We start from the raw sequence: 21,396 nt of genomic DNA, 5'->3' as shown, positions 1-21,396 counted from the left end.
AAACCGGGAGTTTTTTATTTCGGGAGTTTTCTTTTTAGTTTTTGGCACTGATATGCCGCTCATAAGAATTTTCCAGCAGCCTGATGAAATAATGGTAGCTGGCGAACAGGAACAACGATGAACCGAGCCAGGCGATCGGGCTGGCATAACAAATACCGCTGTAACCAAAATATTCCGTCAGATAGACTGCTGCCGAAGTACGCAGGATCAGCTCTACGATCCCGCTGAACATCGGTATCATCGCAATGCCCATACCCTGTACGGCATTACGGTAGATAAAGATCTGGCTGAGAAAAAAGTAAAACGGAACACTTAAGTGCAGATACTGCTGCGCCTGTGCTAAAACCTGCTCATTGGCTTCACTGATAAAAATACTGATCATTTCACGGCCAAAGAAATACATGATGATTGCCGCAAACAAACTGAAACACAGTGCCAGCAGCGAACATTTTTTGACGCCCTCGCGGATCCTGTCGAAACGGTGCGCCCCAAAATTCTGCGCGCTGAAAACCGCCATGGATAAGCCAAAAGAAATCATTGGCTGCAGCGCCAGCTGCTCGATCCGCATCGCCGAGGTAAAAGCCGCTATCGTAGTCGGACCGAATTTATTACAAACGGCCTGAATAAAAATCATTCCCAGTCCCAAAACGGAAAACTGCACTGCCATCGGCAAGCCCATGCGCAGATGTTCCCAGGCAAAATCCCAATCCAGGCGCCAGTCCTGTTTTCGCAGCCGCAGGAGAGGAAATCTTTTGGCGATATAAACAATGCACAGCAGCGCCGAAAAGCCCTGCGCAATGACCAGCGCCACAGCCGAGCCGGGCACACCCCAGCCAAACCGGGTAATAAACAGCAGTGCCAGAAAAATATTTACGATCGTGGAAATGATCAAAAAATATAACGGCGTTTTACTGTCACCCAGAGAACGTAGTATACCCGCCAGAAGATTATAGCCCATCATCGCGATAATGCCGTGGCTGATGATCAGAACATAGCTTTTCGCATCGGCAAACAGCTCTTCCGGGACGTTCATAGCCGCTAACGCAGGGTCGAGCGCAAAGGTTGCGACCAGCATCAGCAGCAGCACAAAAAACAGGCTCAGCATCGTGCTCATCGCCACGCTGCGTCTTACGCCGTCAAGATCCCCGGCGCCATAACGCTGCCCTGTGACCACCGTAAAACCGTTTGACAAGCCCATCGTCAGCACTACCAGCATCATAAACAGCGGCGCTGTAGCGCCAACTGCCGCCAGGGCGTTGACACCGATCGTCCGCCCTACGATGATGATATCCGCGATATTATATAATTGCTGGAAGACGTTCCCGATAAGAAGCGGTACCATAAAAGGCAGGATCAGCTTCAGCGGGTCTCCCTCTGTCATATTTCTTACCATAAAAAACACCACCCAACAGTTTGCTGACTGGTCAGTCAGAGCTTTATTTTAACATTTATTCACAATATTTGCAATTCTTCTTCAGGATGAATTCACAAATAAATCATATCTCACTGCTGCTGGTTAAAAGTTCTTAAACGAGATGCATTTTGGCAGTGCGAATAAAAAAAGACGCCTCAGCGTCTTTTTTTATTATTATTTTCAATAACCTTTTACTACTTCATTCCTCAGCTTACCAATACCCTCGATCTCCACAACGACTTCGTCACCGGGCAGAATCGGTCCGCAGCCCATCGGCGTACCGGTAAGAATCAGATCGCCGGCATCCAGGGTCATGCTTTGCGAAATATAACTCAAGATCTCATAAGGATTGTAGACCATATCGCTGGTGCGTCCATGCTGCTTAAGCTGACCGTTCAGATATAATTTTATCGCCAGATCCGTAGGATCAAGGTCTGTCTCCAGCCAGGGTCCCAATGGGCAAAAAGTATCAAAGGACTTGCTGCGCAGCCACTGCACGTCAGACCGCTGCAGATCGCGGGCTGTAACGTCATTAGCGCAGGTATAACCCAGGATATAATCAGCAACAGCTTCCGGGGCCACGTCCTTCATCTTTTTTTTGATAACGATGCCCAGCTCGGCTTCATAAACTACTTCTTTACTTTGGCGGGGGTAAATGATTTTACCGCCATTGCCGATCACCGTATGCGCCGCCTTCGTAAAAAGTGCAGGCTCCTTAGGTACGTCCACATGGAATTCTTTAGCATGGTCACGATAGTTAAACCCGACGCAGATGATCTGTTTCGGTACGCAGGGGGCTAAAAGCTTAGTTCCTGCCAACGGAAAAACTTCATCCGTCATACGCCAATAAGTATCGATACTGCCATAAACCGCACGGATCACATCACCGTCAATAAAACCGATCCTGGCACGACCCTGTTCTTCAAAACGTACGCATCTCATAAATTTTAACCCCTCATCTTTCTCATCTTGCGTTCTTTAAAATATACAGGCTCCAGGCCTGCCTCGTCAGCCAAAGTCAACGCTTCCTTAAGGCCGCGCCCTACATGCTCCTTATAATGAGCATCACTGCCGATCACCGCATATTTACCACCCAGCTGCGCATACCGCCTGTATAACTTCAGCAGTGCTGCCAGGGCTCCGGGATCATCCAGACGTCGGGTATTGATCTCCAGCGGTTTTTCTTTTGCTATCAGCAGCTCAAATACTTCGTCGAACAGCTCCGGCGCTTCGCCGAGCCGCAGCTCTTTATCTGCAAACGGCATATACCGGCACATATAATCGATATGGGCAAACGCGTCAAAATTATCGTGCAGCTTCAGGTTCGCCAATGTATCCGTCAGAAATTCGCATACTGCTTCAGCTTTGGTCTGCCCTGCATAACAACGTTCTTCGTATAGATCGCGGCCGTTGACGCAATGCATCGATGCCAGAACGTAATCAAAAGGATACCTGGCCGCCAGCGCTTCATCTGCCGCCGCTGTCTGCTTCTGCATCCCGATCTCGATGCCCAGAAGCACCTGCCCGCTGCGATAAGGAGCAAAACGCTCGAAATACTCGTCCACATCAAACATAAACGCAGTTGGATTCGTTGGGTAATCGTCGTCCCAATGTTCGGTAATGACGATACCTATCTCCTGCTGCTTTGCCGCCGCAACAGCTTCAGCAATTTTCATATGACTGTCGCAGGAATAATCGCAATGCATATGCGTATCAAAAATCATTTTCAGTACTTCCTTTCGTAGTTTATATTGTATCAAATAGGCTTGAAAAAGCAACTGCAAAAAACTATTTAAAGCTATTTTCGCAATATTTAATCTACATAAAAAAACTCCTTAACAGAAAAAATCTGTTAAGGAGTTTACCCATCAAACGTTAAAACGGAATTCGACTACGTCGCCGTCCTGCATCACGTATTCCTTGCCTTCCAGGCGGACCAGACCTTTGTCACGGGCAGCCGCTTTGCTGCCGCAGGCAACCAGATCATCATAGGAAACGATTTCGGCACGGATAAAGCCGCGTTCAAAATCAGTATGGATCTTGCCTGCCGCCTGCGGCGCTTTAGTTCCACGTACGATCGTCCAGGCACGCACTTCTATTTCACCGGCGGTAAGATAGGTCATCAGACCTAAAAGCTTAAACCCGGCTTTGATCAGGCGGTCAAGACCAGCCTCTTCCAGGCCGGCCATCGCCAAAAATTCCTGTGCTTCTTCCTCCGGCAGTTCGGCGATCTCCGATTCCATCTTCGCCGATACGGTAATGACTTCTGCACCCTCGCCGTCAGCGTATTTAGCCACTGCCTGCACATGCGGATTGGCAGATGCGTCGGCAACCTCTTCCTCACTGACGTTAGCCACATACAAAACAGGCTTCATCGTCAAAAGATGCAGTTCCTGCAAAAACTCCAGTTCATCTTCTGTCAGTCCCAGACGACGGGCCGGCACTGCCTCACTGAGACCTGCCAGGACTTTATCCAGCACAGCCTTTTCAACCGGCACCTTTTTATCGCCGGTTTTTAAAAGCTTCACCAGTCTTTCCTGACGTTTTTCAACAGTTTCCATATCAGCCAGACACAGCTCTGTATTGATGATCTCTATATCGCGCAGCGGATCGATACTGCCCTCGACATGAGTGATATTGCCGTCCTCAAAGCAGCGCACGACCTGGGCGACCGCGTCTACCTCACGAATATGCGCCAGAAACTTATTGCCCAGGCCCTCGCCTTTGGAGGCGCCTTTGACAAGCCCGGCAATATCCACAAAACGCATGGCTGCAGGTACGATTTTTTTGGCTTTGACCATTTCTCCTAAAACTGTTAACCGTTTATCAGGCACATCAACAACACCGACATTAGGTTCTATAGTACAAAAAGGATAATTGGCCGCCTCTGCTCCCGCTTTGGTGATAGCATTGAACAAAGTACTTTTACCGACGTTAGGCAAACCGACGATCCCTACTTCTAAATTGGTACTCACTCTGATCGCTCCTCATCTATTAGTAATACTTTATTTTACCTCAAAGGGGCTTTTTATGCAATATTATTACTGTGTCAGGATCAGTTCTATTACTTGCATCAGTCGTCTGCGTTTTCTGTTTATTTATATTTTAATAACATATTTTTTTGCAGTAAGTTCTTAAAACTTTACTTAAAGATATTTTATTACATTATTTTATGTTATAATAATAATATATTTTAGCTTGTTTGTATAAACAAGTACAAAAAGGAGCTGTTTAGATGATGGAAACAATCCAGGAGATCCTTAATTTTTCAGTCGGTAAACTGACTGTTGGCAACATTATTTCCGCACTTGTTATTTTTCTTGTCTGCCACGCATTTATCAAAGCACTGATGGGTCCACTCGAAAGACTGCTGGATAAACTGAAGGTAGACATGACCCTGCGCGGCTTTCTGCGCACAGTCATCAGAGTAGTACTCAATTTTGTCGCTGTCTGTATCGTTGCTGAAAGTATCGGCATCCCTATCGCTTCCCTGCTGGCAGTTTTAGGTATGTTAGGTTTGGCAGTTTCCCTGTCCGTACAGGGCGCTTTATCCAATCTTTCCAACGGTATCATGCTGCTGATCACCAAACCGTTCAAAGCAGGCGATTATATTGCCGCTGCCGGTATCGAAGGCACTGTTAAAGAAATTTCCATGCTCTGCACCAAAATCATCACTGTTGATAACAAAGATATTTTCGTGCCTAACAGTGAGATCGCCGGCGGCAAGATCACAAACTTTTCCTCGGAGCCTATCCGCCGCGTTGATATCGTCATCCGCGCAGGCTACAACAACGATATCGCCACCGTCAAAAAAGCCCTGAACGAAGCTGTTGCGGCAACAGCTAATACTTTAAATGAACCTGAACCCTTTGTCAGGCTTTCCGGTTATAAAGAATATGCTGTGGAATACACGATCCGCGTCTGGGCCCAGGGTGCCGACTATTGGAACATCTATTTCGATCTGCTGGAAAACATCAGCAAGGCTTACGCTGCCAACGGCGTCAACGGCGCAGTTCCCGGCATGAACATCTATATGCAGGACGATAAATAGAGTAAATAAAAAGAACGCTTTTTTCGAAAAGCGTTCTTTTTATTTACTCTATTTACCCGCAAAATTACCGCGGCTTTCGGCTATTCCCAATAATACTGCCAGCACTGTTGGGAAAAACAGGACGACCAGCAAATCCTCCATCTGGGTCACTTCTTTCCTTCAATCATCAGCTTATTTATGTGCGCCAGTATGCAGACAAATTCTGTATTTACGCCAGCAGGCAAAGGTCAATACGCTTAAAACTGCCAGGCCCAGGCAAGTATCAAAAGTTACGGTCGTCATTTTTCTTCACCTCTTTCCCTCACAGCCATATCATACTGCCAGTGGCGCTGCCGGGAAAGGTCAGAAAACATAAAAATAACGCTGCTCAGCGTAAAGAAGCTGTAAATATTACCCGGGCAATAATTTTACTTTATGTTTATTAATTACCCTTCGCTTACCCGACTTCTCTTTTGCAGACTATCGGATTATAGTATAATAAAACTAACAAAAGTAAAGGGGATTTTGCCATGACTAAGCCGACAACCGCCCGTGACTGTATCGTAGAAGCTTTTCTGCAGCTGTGTCAGACTCTGCCCTGCGATCAAATAACCGTTTCCCAGCTGACGAAAAAAGCCGGCTACAATCGCAGTACTTTCTATGCTTACTTCAACAATACGGACGACCTGCTCAAACAACTGGAAAATGAGTTCTTTCAGCTGGTCGATATGTTTCTGCCGCGTGGGCTGCGTATTTTCCGTACAGGCGTTCCTACAACTGAAGAGCGCCTGTTGACTCAGAGCTTTTTCAAAACTAACGCCCGTATTTTAGTAATGCTTCTGGGCCCTAATGGTGACCCGCGTTTTGTACATAAGCTGAAAAGCCATATTCGGAAAGTGCTGATCCAAAACCTGCAGCTGACGGTAGACGAGATGACGCCCCAGCTGCAATTATTGATAGAATTTATCATCAACGGCCATCTGCAGGTGCTGGTTTATTGCTACGAACATCAAAGTCCGCTTTCTCCGCTTGATTTCTGGCTCAAGCTGCGCAGTTTTATCGACCAGCCGGCCCTGCTGGCGGCAATGGCAGCAAAATCCGACACAACTTTATAATCTGTTGCTTGCCAAGCGGCGGTGCTTCTTCTATTATTAAATTAAGAAAACACCTAAAGGAGCCTTATGATGAATAAAAAATTTTTTATTATTATAGCAGCAGTACTGGCAGTAATAAGCGGCCTGTGGTTCTTCTTGCAACCGGACAAGCAGGACCATGCCCGGATAACTTTATATGGTAATGTGGATATTCGCCAGTTTGACATTGGGTTTCAGGTTCCCGGTCAAATCACTAAAATGTATTTTGAAGAAGGCGACACTATCAAAGAAGGCAGTCTCGTTGCAGAAATCGACGCTGCCGATTATAAACTGCAGGAAGCCCAGGCAGAAAGCGAAGTTGCCAAAGCCTATGCATCAATGATCCAGTCCCGTTCCGTATATGACAAATATACGGTCTTATACAGTACCGGCGCCATTTCCAAGCTGGATTTTGAAACGGCAGAAAATACCTTGAAAGAAACGCAGGCTGTCTATAATGCCGCTTTAACGGCCAAAGACCTCTTAGTCAGACAAAGTGATTATTCCCGGCTTTATGCCCTGGAAGATGGTATCGTTACGGCACGTTTGGTAGAACCAGGCGCCATTGTCCAAAAGGGCACGGCAGTCTATACCTTATCCAAACCGCGGCCGATCTGGATCAGGGCGTACGTCAGTGAAGTCAATTTAGGTAATATTTACGACGGCATGCCGGCCGAAATAATAACTGACAGCATCGACCCGCAGACAGGTACCAAAAGGACTTATCAGGGCCATATCGGCTACATTTCTCCTGTCAGCGAATTCACGCCCAAAAGCGTGCAGACTACTGACCTGCGTACCGATCTCGTCTATATGATCCGCGTTTATGCCGATAATCCTGATAAGTTTCTGCGTCAGGGCATGCCTACAACTGTTACGCTTGACCTGAAGTCTAACAGAGGTAAATAACATGGCTACGGTAGTAATAAATGATATTACTAAAAAATTTGGTACTACTACAGCACTGGACGGTTTAAGCCTTACTATCCCCACCGGGCAGATGACTGGCATCGTCGGCGCTGATGCCGCAGGCAAAACTACGCTGCTGCGCATCATTATCGGCCTTTTGACGGCAGATACGGGGACTGTTTCCACACTCGGCTATGATCCTGCTCTGCAAAAAAAAGCCTTGATGCCGCAGATTGGTTATATGCCGCAGAAATTCGGCTTATATGAAGATCTGACTGTCCGTGAAAATCTGGAATTTTATGCCGATTTAAAATCCGTCGATAAAAATTTTGACGAACTTTTAGAATTCACCGGCCTGCGCCCTTTTCAGGAGCGTCTGGCCGGCAAGCTTTCCGGCGGTATGAAGCAAAAACTCGGCTTGGCCTGTGCTCTCTTAGGCAATCCTAAATTTTTGGTACTGGATGAACCCTCCGTCGGCGTTGATCCTATTTCACGCCGCGATCTGATGCGTCTGGTCAGGGCCACGATCAAAAATGATACCACCGTCGTCTGGTCGACCGCCTATCTGGACGAGGCCAACAGCTTTGACAACACCGTTGTCATCGACAAAGGCAGAGTCATCTATCAGGGCCCGCCGGCAGCGCTGGCGGCCACCCCCGCTGAATTTGAAAGCGAAGTCATCAGACTGATGGGCGGGTACGAGGAAAAAGAATCGCAGATCGCCGCTCATTACGTTTATCAGGAGAGCGCTGTCGAATATCCTGTCGAGGCCCTGAACCTTTTAAAAATGTACGGCAGTTTTGCTGCTGTCAAAAATAATACCTTTCACATCAAAAAAGGTGAGATTTTCGGTTTACTGGGACCTAACGGCGCCGGTAAATCCACTTCCTTCAAAATGATGTGCGGACTGGCGCGGCCCACAGAAGGGACGGCCAAAATCATGGGTGTAGACATCAGGGAAAATCCAACTTTGGCACGCTCCTTTCTGGGTTATATGGCGCAGAAATTTTCCCTGTACGGTAATATGTCCGTCCGTGAGAATCTGGAATTTTTTGCCGGCATTTATGGTATCCCTCTGGCCGAGATCGAAAAGCGGGTCGAGGCTATCGCCGGTTATTTCGGTTTGGAGTTTTATTTTGACCAGCAGTCCGAAGAACTGCCGCTGGGCATCAAGCAGCGTCTGTCCCTGGCCTGCGCGCTGATCCACAATCCGCCGATCCTCTTTCTGGATGAAGCTACCTCGGGCGTAGATGTGGTGACCCGCAAGGAATTCTGGTGTCATCTGCGGGCGCTGGCCCAAAAAGGCGTTACGATTTTGATTACCACTCATTTTATGGATGAGGCAGAATACTGCGATAACATCAGCCTGTTTTATAAAGGCGAAACGATCGCCATCGGCACACCGGCAGCCTTAAAAGCAGAAGCAGGCGCAGCCACGATGGAAGAAGCTTTTATCACGCTGATCCAGAGTAAAGACGCAGAAGGCGGTCAGCCATGAAAATTTTACGGGCTTTTATCAAAAAAGAATTTCTGCAGATCGTGCGCGATCCCAGCAGTATTTTGATCGCTTTTATTTTGCCGACTTTGTTATCTTTGATCTATATGTACGGCATCAATATGGATTCTGTCAATATCAGCCTGGGGCTCAAGCTGGATGATGCCAACCCGCGCGTGACCACTCTGGCCCGGTCTTTCAGCAATAACCGCTATCTGCAGACCCAGATCTATGACAGCAGATACGCCATGTACAGCGACATCGTCAATTCCAAATTGCAGGGCGCCGTGGTCGTGCCCAATGATTTTACTGTAAATCTGAATAATGGACGGCCGGCGCAGATCCTGGTCATTACTGACGGCAGTGAAACCAACACGGCCAACTATGTCCAGCTCTACGCCAGCGGCGTTATTGCCCAATGGCTGGCAACGCTGGGCCACACCAGCCAGCAGCCAAACCTGATCGAACCGCAACTCCGGGTCTGGTACAATGAGAAAGTGGACAGTCATTACTTTATCCTGCCCGGCTCTTTGGCAGTAACAATCAGCTTAGTCGGCATCCTTTTAACAGCGCTTGTCGTCGCCCGCGAATGGGAACGGGGCACGATGGAAGCTTTGCTGAGCACGCGCCTCAGCCGGCTGCAGTTTGTCGCCGGTAAATATTTTTCCTATTATATTTTAGGTATCTGTTCGCTGCTCTTCAATGTTCTTTTATGCGTTACAGTCTTTGCAATCCCCTTCCGCGGTTCTTATATCATGTTATTTCTGGTCGGCAGTCTGTTTTTACTCACCTGTATGGGGATCGGTCTACTGGTTTCGACCATTTTTAAAAACCAGTTCCTGGCCTGCCAGATCTCACTGGTCATGGGCTTTTTGCCGGCACTGCTGCTTTCCGGCCTGATGTTTCCCATTTCCTCCATGCCGGCCTTTTTCAGATATTTAACAGCCGTACTGCCTCAGCGTTATTTTGTTTCCTTTATCGAGAGCGAATTTTTGGCCGGCACGATCAGTGAGATCGTGCTGATCAATACAGTCTATTTAGGGATTCTCTGTCTGGTGCTGTTATTTTTTGTCTACAAAAACACATTAGCGAGGTTGGAAAAATGACGGCACGATTATTTACTTTGATCATCAAGGAATTTAAAGCTATCTGGAAAGACCCCCGCAGCCGGGTCATCGTTACCATACTGCCCATCTTCCAACTGATAATTTTTGCCAACGCTGTGACTATGGAAGTAAAAAATATCGACATGCTGGTGCTGGATAACAGCCGCAGCTATTATTCCCGCGAGCTGATCAGCCATTTTGAAAATTCGCCCTGGTTCAATTCTGTCACGCTGGTCGACACCCCGCAGCAGCTCAAAGAAAAAATCGACATCCAGCAGGCCAGTATCGCTTTAGAGATACCCGGCGATTTTGCCGCAGCCATCAAAAATAAGACCGGCACTGCCGTCCAGTTGATAACCGACGGCAGGCAGACTAATTCTGCCGCCATCATCGGCGGTTACGCCACCCAGATCATCCAGGGTTATGCCCAGAGTCTGGCCGGCACTGATCCCAAAGTAGAGATCGTCACCAGGAACTGGTTCAATATCAATCTGGATTATAAATATTATTCACTGGTTTCCCTGATGGCGCTGATTTCTATGGTCATAGCGCTTTTACTGACCTCACTGTCTATTGCCCGGGAAAAAGAAGTCGGTACTTTCGATCAGCTGATCGTCAGCCCCCTTTCTTCAACTGAGATCCTGATCGGCAAGGCTGTGCCCGCACAGCTTTTAGCCTGGCTGCTGACGATGGTGATGCTGGCTATTTCAGTCTGGTTTTTTGATTTCCCTTTAGCCGGTTCGCTCTTTGTCTTTCTGGCCGCCGATTTTGTAGCGCTTCTGGCCCTGGTCGGCGTCGGCTTATTCATCTCCTCCCTGTGCCGTACTCAGCAGCAGGCCATTCTGGGTGTTTTCACCTTTCAAATGCCGGCAGTATTATTATCGGGCTTTATCTCCCCGATAGACAATATGCCGGTCCTGCTGCAGTATCTTACCTATCTTAATCCGCTGCGCTTTTTTCTGGTCATCGCCAAAGGCGTCTTACTGAAGGATATGGCAATGCCTTACGTTTTACTGAACCTGATCCCTCTGGCTTTGATCGCAGCATTGACACTGAGCATTGCCGGCTGGACCTTTAAAAGCAAACTGGAATAAAACAAGCAGCCTGTCTAGTTATCATAAACTATGTGAACAGACCCATTCTCTTCTTTTATATGCGGCTGTATTGATTTTATAATTACTGTAAACAAAGTTGCCCCCTGTTTCTTTAGAAACAGGGGGCAATTTTTAAAAAACATTTAATATTTACTGATCTCGATCAAATTTCCATCCGGGTCACGCACATAAAGGCTCTGCAGCTTTCCCGACGCGCCATTACGCTCAACAATACCTGCTTCTAAAGTAAGGCCCTGCTTTTCCAGTTCCATGCGTACAAGCGTCAATTCCGTTGATGTCAGCAGACAAAGATCCAGACTGCCGGAAACAGGGTTCCCTGCCGCCGGTAAAAACTCGGCCGGGCGACGGTGGATATTGATCTTCTGCGTGCCAAAACGAAGGGCATAACGACCGTCTTTACAGAGCAGTTCCATACCCAGTACGTCACGATAAAACCAGACGCAGCGGTCAAAATCCTGAGTAGTCAAAACAAAATGATCCAAAGCTGTGATCTGCATCTTTTTCAGCTCACTTTCCATTTCACGATACTGTTTTTAATCAAAAAGCTCTGCCGTTCGGCAGAGCTTTGCTTTTTACTGCTCGTCAGCCGCAGCAACTACAGCTTTGACAGCCTTGATGAACTTCGGCCGGGCGATCATGACAAAATGGCCGCAGCCCTTGCATTTCAGCCCAAAATCCATACCTGTACGGGTAATTTCCCATTCAAAGGAACCGCAGGGATGGGCCTTTTTCATCCGTACTACGTCACCAACATTGAACTTGACGTCCAACATAGCTTATTCTACACCTTTCACCGTACTGATGTCCGTTACATCGTAACCGGCTTCACGGATCTGCTCGATGATATCCATACCATGCTGCGAAAGATCGGCACGGATCGTCAGCTCGGTAGTATCGGCATCATTGCGTTTGGTAACGACCGAAATGATATTGATGCCCTGATCGCGGAACATCCCGCCGATATCAGCGATGACGCCGACTTTATCAGTAACGTCGATAGTGATACGGGTACAGCTTTTGGCAATGCCCATAATAGTAACAAAAGCACGGAAAATATCGCTGTCTGTAATAATACCGCACAACTTGTTATCTTCATTAACGACCGGCAGAGCGTTGATCTTATGCTTATACAGGATATAGGCAACGTCCTCGATCGCGCTGTTATCGCGCACAGTGATCACGTCGCGGGTCATTACGTCGCGCACCTTCAGGCGCGACAGCAGATAATTGGCTTCATAACGCGACAAAGTGCTGGCATCAGAAGGAGAAGTCCGTCCGACATCGCCGTCCGTGATAATGCCCATCACTCTTTTGATATCATCTACTACGGGAATACGGCGAAAAGCGCTGCTCTTCATCAGTTCCCTGGCTTCCAGCATGCTTTTGTCTTCCGAAATAGTTAATACGTTAGGGGTCATAAAATCTTTAACTAACATTGTCAACACGCTCCTTTTTCCGGCATCAGCCGCCCAAATAAGCCTTACGCACAGCCTCGCTGCTGGCTAATTCCTGTGCCGTGCCTGCCAAAGCGATGCGGCCGGTTTCCAATACATAAGCTTTATCGGCAATCGACAAAGCCATATTGGCGTTTTGTTCTACCAAAAGCACCGTAGTGCCGCTCTCGTTTATTTCTTTTATTATATTAAAAATTTCTTTAACAAGCAACGGTGCCAGACCCATCGAAGGCTCATCCAGAAGCAAAAGCCGAGGACGGCTCATCAGCGCACGCCCCATCGCCAGCATTTGCTGCTCGCCGCCGGAAAGAGTACCGGAAATCTGATCCTTACGTTCTAACAGCCGTGGAAATTTCTTGAAAACATCTTCCAGATCGCGGGCGATCTCGTCCTTATCACTGCGCAGATAGGCGCCCAGCTCCAGGTTTTCCATGACCGACATATTTGCAAAAACATGGCGTCCTTCCGGAACCTGACACAGTCCCATACCCACGATCTTATGCGCCGGCACACCGACGATATTTTTATCCTCAAATAAGATCGCGCCGTTTTTGGGTTTCATCAACCCTGAAATAGTACGCAGAGTCGTACTTTTACCGGCGCCGTTGGAACCGACCAGCGTTACGATCTCACCTTTCGGTACTTCGATACTGATGCCCTTGATAGCGTGGATAGCACCATAATATACATCGATATTGTCTACCTTTAACATCAGGATACCTCCTCGCCCAAGTATGCTTCGATAACACGCTTATTATTTTTGATCTCCTCCGGCGTGCCATTAGCGATACAGAAACCATATTCCAGAACATAGATCCGCTCGCAGACACCCATGACCAGACCCATATCATGTTCGATCAGCAAGATCGACAAAGAAAATTTATCCCGGATCCAGCGGATCATCTCCATCAACTCTTTGGTCTCCTGAGGGTTCATACCTGCCGCCGGTTCGTCCAAAAGCAGCAGCTTCGGTTCCGTAGCCAGGGCGCGGGCAATTTCCAGACGGCGCTGTTCACCATAAGGAAGGTTCTTGGCTGTTTCATAAGCCTTATCTTCCAGCTTGAAGATTTTTAAAAGCTCCAGCGCCTTATTGGTGATCTCATCCTCTTCGCTGAAATAGCGTCCTACACGGGCAATAGCCTCGCCTAAAGTATATTTGACATGCATATTATAAGCGATCTTGACATTGTCGATGACCGAAAGCTCGGAAAACAGGCGGATATTCTGAAAGGTACGGGCCATGCCCAGCTGCGTCACCTGATAGGATTTTTTACCGCTGGTACGCGTGCCATTGAACATGATCTCGCCCTCGGTAGGCGTATAAACACCGGTGATCATATTAAAAGCCGTAGTTTTGCCGGCACCGTTAGGCCCGATCAGGCCGATCAGCTCACCAGCCTTGATTTCCATAGAAAAGTTGGAGACAGCGCGCAAGCCGCCGAAAACCATCGAAATATCATTTACTTTCAGCAGTGCTTCCATCTTTGCCACCTCCTAAATGAAACATTTTCAAACTGAGCTCTTTATTACCGAACAGTCCCTGCGGACGGCGCAGCATCAAAACGATCAAAGTGATCGAATAAATGATCATCCGCCATTCAGGATACTCCGCCAGATAAGCGGAAATAAAAGTCAGCAGCACAGCGCCGGTGATAGCGCCGGTCATTGACCCCAGACCGCCCAAAACCACCATGGTCAAAATATCGAACGAACGCATGAAGGTAAAGGAAGCCGGATGCGCGATATAAAAATAATGCGAGAACAATACGCCCGCAGTACCGGCAAAAGCGGCACCCAGCGTAAAAGCCATAACTTTGTATTTCGTAGTATCGATACCCATGGTATCGGCAGCGATCTCATTTTCACGGATCGCCAGACAGCAGCGTCCAGGTGCTGAGTTCTTAAAGTTTTTGATGAAGAAAATAATAAAGATCATGATCCAGAAGACCCAGGGGAAGTTGGTCATCCGGGGAATACCCATCAGCCCGGAGGCCCCGCCCACGTAATCGATATTCAGGATACAGATACGAATGATCTCGCCTAAGCCCAAAGTCGCGATCGCCAGATAATCGCCATTCAGGCGCAGTGTCGGCAAACCGATCAAAAAGCCCAGAAAACCTGCGGCAACAGTACCCACGACCAATGCCAGCTCATACGGAAAGCCCAGCTTGACCGTCACGATAGCGCCGGTATAAGCACCGACTGCCAGAAAGCCCGCATGGCCGATGGAAAACTGGCCTGTATAACCGTTGATCAGATTCAGGCTAACGGACAGAATGATATTGATACAGATCAGAACGATGTTCAGTTCCCAAAACGGACCAATGATTTCTGCCGCCATCAGCCCCTGCACAACGGCAAAAAGTACGGCGCAGGCTACTAATGTCAGCAAATCTTTTTTTCTCAATGCATTCACAGCGCTCACCTACACTTTCTCACGTACATTTTTGCCCAGTATCCCAGCCGGTTTATAGAGCAAAATGAGGATCAGAATAGCGAATGCCGCAGCATCGCGGAAGGTCGAAGAAAAGAAACCGCTGACCATAGCTTCGACAACGCCCAGAATCAAACCGCCCAGCATCGCGCCGGGAATGATGCCGATACCGCCGAGTACAGCGGCAACGAAGGCTTTGATACCGGGGACCATACCCATCAGCGGGTCGATCGAATTATAGTAGATACCTACCAGAACTCCGCCGGCTGCTGCCAAAGCAGAGCCTAAAGCAAAAGTCATGGAGATAACGCGGTCAATATTGATACCCATCAAACGGGCGGCGTCGGCGTCAAACGATACGGCGCGCATGGCTTTGCCCGCTTTGGTGTTTTGTACAATGTAAGTCAGTACGGCCATCAAAATCAGCGCACTGATCAGAATGACGACCTGCTGGCTATTAACGACCAGAGGACCGAAGTGGTAAATAGTAGCTTCAAATACAGACGGGAAAGTACGTGGCTGCGGCGTTGCAACCAGGATCATACTGTATTCCAAAAAGAAAGATACGCCAATAGCCGTAATTAAAATTGCGATTCTCGGAGCGTTACGCATCGGCCGGTAAGCCACACGCTCTATAATAATACCAGCTAACGCGGCACAGGCCATAGAAAAAAGAATAGCCGGAATAAAAGAAAAACCAAACATCGTGGTTGCTATAAAGCCGAAATAAGCCCCCAACATGTAAATATCGCCGTGAGCAAAATTGATGAGCTTGATGATACCGTAGATCATTGTGTATCCCAATGCTACCAGCGCATAAATACTGCCCAGCGAAATGCCATTGATAAGCTGCTGGACAAATTGCTGCATAAAGGAACCCATATCCATAATTCCCGTCCTCCTGATCTCGTGGTTTAAACGCAATGAGGCTGTGGTAATACCACAGCCCGCACCATTGCAAAAAATTAATTGTGGATTTTTATCAAGGATTGATTTTTGTCTTGAAGGTTTGAGCGCCGTCTTTATGTTCAATGATTACCGCACTCTTGACCGGATTATGCTGCGCGTCAAAAGTCACCGTACCGGATACGCCCTGGAAGCCGTTGATTTTGGCCATAGCCTGCGCGACTTTCACCGGATCGGTATCGCCTGCGTTTTTGATTGCCTCGGCAACCAGTAAAGCAGAATCATAGGCAAGCGCTGCAAAAACGTCTGGTTTTACTTTATAAGCCTTTTCATATTCGCTGACGAACGCTTTATTCAAAGCGGAATCATCATCAGGAGAATACAAGCTGGAGAAATAAGTATTATTGAGTGCCGCCTTGCCTGCTATTTCCGGCAGCTTAGCGCTGTCCCAGCCATCGCCGCCGGCCATGGGGATCTCGATACCCATTTCACGGCCCTGCTTAACGACCATACCAACTTCCTGGTAATAACCGGGAACATAAAGAATATCCGGAGCTGCAGCTTTGATTTTAGTCAAAGTAGCTTTGAAATCGGTATCCTTTTGCAGATAGGATTCTTCAGCCACAACAGTGCCGCCGTTCTTAATAAAGTTTTCTTTGAAGAACGCCGCCAGACCTTTGGCATAGTCAGAAGAATTATCGATAAGGATCGCTGCTTTATTTGCTTTCAAATCATTTTTAGCAAAATTCGCCATAACAGTACCCTGGAACGGATCAATGAAGCAGGCGCGGAAATTATATTCTTTTGTCTTACCTGTCGCCGGGTCCACTGTAACGTTCGGATTAGTTGCCATCGGCGCAATATCCAGCACCTTACTACCGTTATTGATCGCCCCTGCAGCTATCGTAGCAGAGGAAAGGTTCGGTCCGATAACGGCAACGACCTTATCCTGAGATACCAGCTTCTGCATGGCATTGGTAGCTTCGGCTGCTTCGGACTTATTGTCTGCCACAACGAGCTCCAGTTTTTTACCATTAATGCCGCCTTTGTCATTAATGTTTTTGAATGCCAGTTCGATCGCATTTTTTGAAGAAATGCCAAAGCTGGCGCTGCCGCCGGTCATCTCAAGATTACCGCCGACCTTAATGGTATCGCCGGCAGCTTTCTTATCGCCGCCGCAGCCGCCAAGCATAGCTGCTAAAGCCACGCTCGCTACCATTACTGAGAATACCTTGGTAACTTTTTTCATTGTTTTTTCCCCCTCTGATGAAACTGCAAAATATATTTAATCTGACGCGGCTCAGCCGCGCCGGACTAAAAAACATCTAAAAAACAATGGATCTACCTGGGTTCTGCCTTTCAATATCTTCTTTTTACAACAGCTTATTTGTTCTGGATCACAGAGTAATTTTTTCTTTAAAGGTCTGTACGCCGTCTTTCAGTTCAATTACGATCGCGCTTGTAATCGGATTATGATCTGCATCATAAGTCAGTTTACCGCTGGCAACAGGCAGGTCTTTGGTAGCAGCAATAGCAGCAGCCAGTTTGGTGCCATCAGCAGTACCGGCGCGTTTGATAGCGTCAGCCAGGATCAGACCGGCATTATAACCCTGCATACAGAAAACATCAGGTTCTTTGTTATACATGGCTTTATAACCGGCAATGAATTTTTGTACGGAAGGCTCTTTATCCTGTGCGGAATAAGCACTGGAGAAATAAGTATTGTTCAATGCTGCCGGACCGCCGATCTCAACAAGTTTCGGGCTATCCCAGCCGTCGCAGCCCAAAAGCGGAACATTCAGTCCCAATTCACGGGTCTGTTTGATGATCTTGGCAACCTCTTCATAATAACCGGGAATGTAAATTGCTTCAGGATTTGTAGATTTAATTTTAGTCAGGGCAGATTTAAAATCCAGGTCTTTAGCAAGGAAAGCCTCTTTGGCAACGATCTTGCCGCCTTTTTCTTCCATGGTTTTAGTAAAGACTTCAGCCAGACCTTTAGAATAGTCGCTGGAAGCATCATATAAGATCGCTATGTTTTTTACCTGCAGGTTTTTATCGGCAAACTCTGCCATGACCCGACCCTGGAAGGGATCGATAAAGCAGGAACGGAAAACAAATTCTTTTACCTTACCGTTTTCAACGGTGATATTCGGAGCTGTTGCGCAAGGCGCGATCAAAGGTACTTTATTAGCGGTAGTAATAGGTGTGGAAGCAGCCACACAGCCGCTGGTTGCCGGTCCGACAACAGCTATTACCTTATCCTGCGTTACCAGTTTGGTAACTGAGTTGCCTGCTTCAGAAGGCTCCGATTTATTATCGCTTTCCACGATGCGCAGTTTTTTACCGTCAATACCACCGGCCTTATTGACTTCATCAAACGCCATTTTTAAGCCGGAAAGCGTAGATTTACCGTAATTGGCAACATTGCCGGTCAGCTCAAAGCTTGCGCCTACTACGATCTCATTGCTGTTTGCAGCCTCTTTCTTTTTGTCTCCGCCGCCGCAGCCTGCTGTCAGCGAAGCAAATACCATTGCAGCCAAAGCGGCACTGGCAACTTTTTTCCAGGTTTTCATGTGTTCTTTCCCCTTTTCCTTATAGTATAATTGGTTACTTCTATGCAGCAGCCGATGCTGTTCCCCTCTTAACAGTGTGTTCTTCTGGCAAAGCTACGTTTGTAACTATCTGCTCACAATTATAAATAGTTTTTCACACTTTTGTCAACTCTTTTTTTGTAAATCCGTACAAAAAACAAATAATTTACTCCGCCATTTTGTATTTTTTTGACTTTTTTCGTTTTAATGTGTTTGCAGAAGACATTTTTCCTCTCTTTGCGGATTGTATACAAAATTCATGGAAATGGCTTGGCAGCTTTTCTTTCTATGATGTATAATATTCTTGTAAGTTAATTGATTACAGATAGGAGCTCCCATGCATTATATACCCTTACTTTTTTTATGCGCGAAAGTTTTTTCCTTTATATATCACCGCGAATTGGCTCTATTCCTGCACAATTTCCGCGTCATAGTTGAAACACGCAAAAGCCGCCAGAAGGTACATGTCGTTTTTCTTGATAAAACCACTATTTTTTTTCTGATCTATTTTCTCATTGATATTCTTTTCTTATTTTATTGTATCTGGCTCATTACAGGCGACAGCTGGGAGCCTGGCTGTATGCTGCTGTTTCTTTCTGCTTTGGAATCCTACGGCGTTCAGGGCCGCATTGCCGGTGCTTATGAAATAAGCCCGCAGGGCTACGTCTACGCCCGGATCTGGTTCAAATATCTGATGAGCGCCCAGATCATGTTCATTCTTCTGCAGCTGTTCCACGGCAACATGTAAAGCTCTTTTTTCAGAGAACGGCAACCGTAATAAAATTTACTTTCATATGTATTACCTCAAGCGATTCTCGAAAGGGAATCGCTTTTTTATTGCCTGCAGAAGAAATTACAACCCTCAAAAACACCCAGTTTTCCAGGAAGTCTTGTGGGGGGGGGGCGAATGTGTTATACTTTTGTCCGGAGGCGATTTTCTTGGATTTAAATATTAAAAATAAACTACATTGCGTAAAAAAATCTCTATTTCCTCATTTTTTTACTATATTTTTTGCTATCTTTAGTATAGCATTGGTAATTCAATTCTTAACGAGCGAATTTTTTATTTTTACTAAAATACGGCAGCTATTATGTACTACTTTGATCACAACCTGTATTTTTTCTATCTTATTAAAAAATAGAAAAATACTTTTTTATAATTATCTGGCAGCATTATTGCCATTGCTTTCCCTGCTTTTCCTCAAAATAACTGCTGACAAAACTCTGACAGCCAGTGACTCTGCGCTTTATATCACGTTTTGTTTAGCAGTAACCAATACCGGCTTCCTTTTATATTACTATACCTCCTATACTCGTTACGCTAAGATTTTTTTCTTACCAGCTTTTTTATTCCAGTTCCTTTGCTTTATTTTCTCTCTTCTCGTTTGGGGCTATTACGCAGCCAGCGGACAATTTCCAAATGCTGCTGCACTTCTGGCCTTTCTCCAGACAAATCCCTCCGAAGCCCTTGAATACCTGCAGACAAATTTTACTACTATTACATTTGTCCTTTTTATCGGACTTATTTTAACCTATCTTTCCTGGATGACTTGTTTTATCAAACGACTGACTGCTCTTAAAATAACCTTGCTGCCCCTCCTTCTGCTCGTGTTGATCAGCACCGGTAATCTTTGGACGCTTGCTTTTAGCACAGATAATTTTCTTGTCAATATTTTTCGTGAAACACAGACAGCTTTACATAATTATGACAGCTTCGCGCAGCAGAAAGCCGTCCGTCAAAAAGCTCTTGCCGCCCTTACAGAGCTGAACTCTGCTTCCGCCTCCGGCGTCTACTTTTTAGTCATCGGTGAATCGCAGAACAAAGACCATATGTCCGCTTATGGTTATGAACGACCAACAACGCCCTGGCTTGACTCCATGACAGATCAGAAAAACTTTTTTCTCTTTCAAAACGCTTATGCCTGCCACAGCCATACCGTTCCGGTACTTACCTATGCGCTGACTGCTAAAAATCAGTATAATGCTTTAGCATTGGAAAACGCCGCTTCTATTATCGAAGTCGCCCAGGCTGCCGGGTTTCAAACTGTCTGGATCAGCAATCAGGTAAAATACAGCGCCTGGGACACACCGGTATCCGTAATTGCCGATCAGGCGCAAACCCAATACTGGCTTAACGGCCATCTCGGCGAAACTACCCAGACCACCCGTTATGACCTTAGTCTTGTCGATGTTTTAAAAACATTACCACTAGCTGACAAAACTTTGGTAGTGCTTCACCTCATGGGCAATCATGGTTCTTATCAGGAGCGTTATCCCCACAAATTCCAGCGCTGGTCCAATACCGGTAAAGGCAGAAATATCGATACTTATGATAATAGCATTCTCTATAACGATTACGTTATGCAGAATCTTTTTCAGTTTATTGAACAGCTGCCCGGCTTTCAGGGACTGGTTTATTTTTCTGATCACGCCGATGATGTTGATGCCGGCTTAGCCCATGATTCTTCACGATTTACATTTAATATGGTGCATATTCCGTTCTACGCCTATTTTTCTGAAGCTTATGCCCAAAATAATCCACAGGTCATCGACGCTTGCCAGCAGAATCGTTATGCATATTTTACTAACGATCTTATTTTTGATACCATGACCGATATTATGCAGATTCATTTGCCTGCATTAAAAACAGAAAATTCCCTCGCTAACAAAAACTACCAACATACTCAGGCAGACCTGAAAACTTTATATGGCAAGAAAAGCCTTAGTGAAGATTGCAAATAATTTTTTAAGCTCTATTTTAATAACCAGTACAAAAAACGCTCACAAATCAATTGTGAGCGTTTTT

General features: G+C 46.5%; 21 protein-coding genes. 8 read left to right on the top strand and 13 right to left on the bottom strand.

Translation table 11 applies throughout. The features are described 5' to 3' along the window. Positions 1–34: 34 nt before the first annotated feature. The 4 genes from Q4G98_RS09615 to ychF all read right to left on the bottom strand — a co-directional run bounded on the left by Q4G98_RS09615 (position 35) and on the right by ychF (position 4,389). A complete protein-coding gene (locus Q4G98_RS09615; RefSeq protein WP_301961945.1) occupies positions 35–1,393 on the bottom strand; it encodes an MATE family efflux transporter in 1,359 nt (452 codons plus the stop codon). A 201-nt stretch (positions 1,394–1,594) separates the two neighbouring features. After that, the gene (locus tag Q4G98_RS09610; protein WP_298562940.1) at positions 1,595–2,356 is read right to left on the bottom strand and encodes a fumarylacetoacetate hydrolase family protein; all 762 of its coding nucleotides are present in this window, start codon (positions 2,354–2,356) and stop codon (positions 1,595–1,597) included. A 5-nt stretch (positions 2,357–2,361) separates the two neighbouring features. Further along, on the bottom strand, positions 2,362–3,138 hold the full coding sequence (locus tag Q4G98_RS09605) for a histidinol-phosphatase HisJ family protein (protein ID WP_177562307.1): 777 nt from the start codon (positions 3,136–3,138) through the stop codon (positions 2,362–2,364). A 144-nt stretch (positions 3,139–3,282) separates the two neighbouring features. Further along, positions 3,283–4,389, bottom strand: a complete 1,107-nt coding sequence (gene ychF, locus Q4G98_RS09600) for a redox-regulated ATPase YchF (protein WP_293546898.1) — start codon at positions 4,387–4,389, stop codon at positions 3,283–3,285. A gap of 260 nt (positions 4,390–4,649) precedes the next feature. Between ychF and Q4G98_RS09595 the strand changes: the two genes are divergently transcribed. From Q4G98_RS09595 to Q4G98_RS09570, 6 genes are all read left to right on the top strand, one after another. Then, a complete protein-coding gene (locus tag Q4G98_RS09595; protein ID WP_298562939.1) occupies positions 4,650–5,465 on the top strand; it encodes a mechanosensitive ion channel family protein in 816 nt (271 codons plus the stop codon). A gap of 509 nt (positions 5,466–5,974) precedes the next feature. Then, positions 5,975–6,559 carry a TetR/AcrR family transcriptional regulator gene (locus tag Q4G98_RS09590; RefSeq protein WP_298562938.1) on the top strand — a complete coding sequence of 195 codons (585 nt, stop codon included), beginning with the start codon at positions 5,975–5,977 and terminating at the stop codon, positions 6,557–6,559. Positions 6,560–6,625: 66 nt separating this feature from the next. Beyond that, positions 6,626–7,486, top strand: coding sequence for an efflux RND transporter periplasmic adaptor subunit (locus Q4G98_RS09585; protein WP_301961944.1), 861 nt, complete (start codon positions 6,626–6,628; stop codon positions 7,484–7,486). A gap of 1 nt (position 7,487) precedes the next feature. Then, the gene (locus Q4G98_RS09580; RefSeq protein ID WP_298562936.1) at positions 7,488–8,984 is read left to right on the top strand and encodes an ATP-binding cassette domain-containing protein; all 1,497 of its coding nucleotides are present in this window, start codon (positions 7,488–7,490) and stop codon (positions 8,982–8,984) included. Further along, positions 8,981–10,087 carry an ABC transporter permease gene (locus Q4G98_RS09575; protein ID WP_298562935.1) on the top strand — a complete coding sequence of 369 codons (1,107 nt, stop codon included), beginning with the start codon at positions 8,981–8,983 and terminating at the stop codon, positions 10,085–10,087. Before Q4G98_RS09580 ends, Q4G98_RS09575 begins: the two co-directional genes overlap by 4 nt. Continuing rightward, the gene (locus Q4G98_RS09570) at positions 10,084–11,181 is read left to right on the top strand and encodes an ABC transporter permease (RefSeq protein WP_301961943.1); all 1,098 of its coding nucleotides are present in this window, start codon (positions 10,084–10,086) and stop codon (positions 11,179–11,181) included. The genes Q4G98_RS09575 and Q4G98_RS09570 overlap by 4 nt, the downstream gene beginning before the upstream one ends. Positions 11,182–11,324: 143 nt before the next feature. Here Q4G98_RS09570 and Q4G98_RS09565 read toward each other — a convergent pair whose 3' ends face one another. From Q4G98_RS09565 to Q4G98_RS09525, 9 genes are all read right to left on the bottom strand, one after another. Further along, on the bottom strand, positions 11,325–11,699 hold the full coding sequence (locus tag Q4G98_RS09565; RefSeq protein WP_177562366.1) for a VOC family protein: 375 nt from the start codon (positions 11,697–11,699) through the stop codon (positions 11,325–11,327). A gap of 75 nt (positions 11,700–11,774) precedes the next feature. Then, positions 11,775–11,975 (bottom strand): DUF951 domain-containing protein, encoded by a 201-nt coding sequence (locus Q4G98_RS09560; protein WP_177562292.1) that lies wholly within the window; start codon positions 11,973–11,975, stop codon positions 11,775–11,777. A 3-nt stretch (positions 11,976–11,978) separates the two neighbouring features. Beyond that, positions 11,979–12,638: a CBS and ACT domain-containing protein gene (locus tag Q4G98_RS09555; protein ID WP_177562290.1), complete on the bottom strand. Its 660-nt coding sequence runs from the start codon at positions 12,636–12,638 to the stop codon at positions 11,979–11,981. 25 nt (positions 12,639–12,663) lie between these two features. After that, positions 12,664–13,368 carry an ABC transporter ATP-binding protein gene (locus Q4G98_RS09550; RefSeq protein ID WP_177562282.1) on the bottom strand — a complete coding sequence of 235 codons (705 nt, stop codon included), beginning with the start codon at positions 13,366–13,368 and terminating at the stop codon, positions 12,664–12,666. Further along, positions 13,368–14,138, bottom strand: coding sequence for an ABC transporter ATP-binding protein (locus Q4G98_RS09545; protein ID WP_177562280.1), 771 nt, complete (start codon positions 14,136–14,138; stop codon positions 13,368–13,370). Before Q4G98_RS09545 ends, Q4G98_RS09550 begins: the two co-directional genes overlap by 1 nt. Next, positions 14,113–15,072, bottom strand: coding sequence for a branched-chain amino acid ABC transporter permease (locus tag Q4G98_RS09540; RefSeq protein WP_293662747.1), 960 nt, complete (start codon positions 15,070–15,072; stop codon positions 14,113–14,115). Before Q4G98_RS09540 ends, Q4G98_RS09545 begins: the two co-directional genes overlap by 26 nt. A 9-nt stretch (positions 15,073–15,081) precedes the next feature. After that, positions 15,082–15,978: a branched-chain amino acid ABC transporter permease gene (locus tag Q4G98_RS09535; RefSeq protein ID WP_177562278.1), complete on the bottom strand. Its 897-nt coding sequence runs from the start codon at positions 15,976–15,978 to the stop codon at positions 15,082–15,084. A 94-nt stretch (positions 15,979–16,072) separates the two neighbouring features. Beyond that, on the bottom strand, positions 16,073–17,245 hold the full coding sequence (locus tag Q4G98_RS09530) for an ABC transporter substrate-binding protein (protein WP_177562276.1): 1,173 nt from the start codon (positions 17,243–17,245) through the stop codon (positions 16,073–16,075). Between the two features lie 148 nt (positions 17,246–17,393). Next, the gene (locus Q4G98_RS09525; RefSeq protein WP_177562274.1) at positions 17,394–18,572 is read right to left on the bottom strand and encodes an ABC transporter substrate-binding protein; all 1,179 of its coding nucleotides are present in this window, start codon (positions 18,570–18,572) and stop codon (positions 17,394–17,396) included. A gap of 598 nt (positions 18,573–19,170) precedes the next feature. On the opposite strand from Q4G98_RS09525, the gene Q4G98_RS09520 reads away from it, so the two are divergent. Together Q4G98_RS09520 and Q4G98_RS09515 are read left to right on the top strand one after the other, a co-directional pair. Continuing rightward, positions 19,171–19,338 carry a hypothetical protein gene (locus tag Q4G98_RS09520; protein WP_177562272.1) on the top strand — a complete coding sequence of 56 codons (168 nt, stop codon included), beginning with the start codon at positions 19,171–19,173 and terminating at the stop codon, positions 19,336–19,338. A 191-nt stretch (positions 19,339–19,529) separates the two neighbouring features. Then, positions 19,530–21,332, top strand: a complete 1,803-nt coding sequence (locus Q4G98_RS09515; protein WP_298562932.1) for a phosphoethanolamine transferase — start codon at positions 19,530–19,532, stop codon at positions 21,330–21,332. Positions 21,333–21,396 lie beyond the last annotated feature (64 nt).

Origin of the sequence: uncultured Phascolarctobacterium sp. (assembly GCF_958349595.1) — a bacterium.
Taxonomy (GTDB): domain Bacteria; phylum Bacillota; class Negativicutes; order Acidaminococcales; family Acidaminococcaceae; genus Phascolarctobacterium.
This window is presented reverse-complemented; position numbering and strand designations above follow the sequence as displayed.

Coding starts and splice junctions, on each gene's coding strand:
- Q4G98_RS09530 (WP_177562276.1), bottom strand. CDS start 17,245: ATGAAAAAAGTTACCAAGGTATTCTCAGTAATGGTAGCGAGCGTGGCT.
- Q4G98_RS09565 (WP_177562366.1), bottom strand. CDS start 11,699: ATGCAGATCACAGCTTTGGATCATTTTGTTTTGACTACTCAGGATTTT.
- Q4G98_RS09550 (WP_177562282.1), bottom strand. CDS start 13,368: ATGTTAAAGGTAGACAATATCGATGTATATTATGGTGCTATCCACGCT.
- Q4G98_RS09575 (WP_298562935.1), top strand. CDS start 8,981: ATGAAAATTTTACGGGCTTTTATCAAAAAAGAATTTCTGCAGATCGTG.
- Q4G98_RS09615 (WP_301961945.1), bottom strand. CDS start 1,393: ATGGTAAGAAATATGACAGAGGGAGACCCGCTGAAGCTGATCCTGCCT.
- Q4G98_RS09545 (WP_177562280.1), bottom strand. CDS start 14,138: ATGGAAGCACTGCTGAAAGTAAATGATATTTCGATGGTTTTCGGCGGC.
- Q4G98_RS09595 (WP_298562939.1), top strand. CDS start 4,650: ATGATGGAAACAATCCAGGAGATCCTTAATTTTTCAGTCGGTAAACTG.
- Q4G98_RS09520 (WP_177562272.1), top strand. CDS start 19,171: ATGCTGCTGTTTCTTTCTGCTTTGGAATCCTACGGCGTTCAGGGCCGC.
- Q4G98_RS09580 (WP_298562936.1), top strand. CDS start 7,488: ATGGCTACGGTAGTAATAAATGATATTACTAAAAAATTTGGTACTACT.
- Q4G98_RS09535 (WP_177562278.1), bottom strand. CDS start 15,978: ATGGATATGGGTTCCTTTATGCAGCAATTTGTCCAGCAGCTTATCAAT.
- Q4G98_RS09525 (WP_177562274.1), bottom strand. CDS start 18,572: ATGAAAACCTGGAAAAAAGTTGCCAGTGCCGCTTTGGCTGCAATGGTA.
- Q4G98_RS09555 (WP_177562290.1), bottom strand. CDS start 12,638: ATGTTAGTTAAAGATTTTATGACCCCTAACGTATTAACTATTTCGGAA.
- Q4G98_RS09560 (WP_177562292.1), bottom strand. CDS start 11,975: ATGTTGGACGTCAAGTTCAATGTTGGTGACGTAGTACGGATGAAAAAG.
- Q4G98_RS09590 (WP_298562938.1), top strand. CDS start 5,975: ATGACTAAGCCGACAACCGCCCGTGACTGTATCGTAGAAGCTTTTCTG.
- Q4G98_RS09585 (WP_301961944.1), top strand. CDS start 6,626: ATGATGAATAAAAAATTTTTTATTATTATAGCAGCAGTACTGGCAGTA.
- Q4G98_RS09605 (WP_177562307.1), bottom strand. CDS start 3,138: ATGATTTTTGATACGCATATGCATTGCGATTATTCCTGCGACAGTCAT.
- Q4G98_RS09570 (WP_301961943.1), top strand. CDS start 10,084: ATGACGGCACGATTATTTACTTTGATCATCAAGGAATTTAAAGCTATC.
- Q4G98_RS09610 (WP_298562940.1), bottom strand. CDS start 2,356: ATGAGATGCGTACGTTTTGAAGAACAGGGTCGTGCCAGGATCGGTTTT.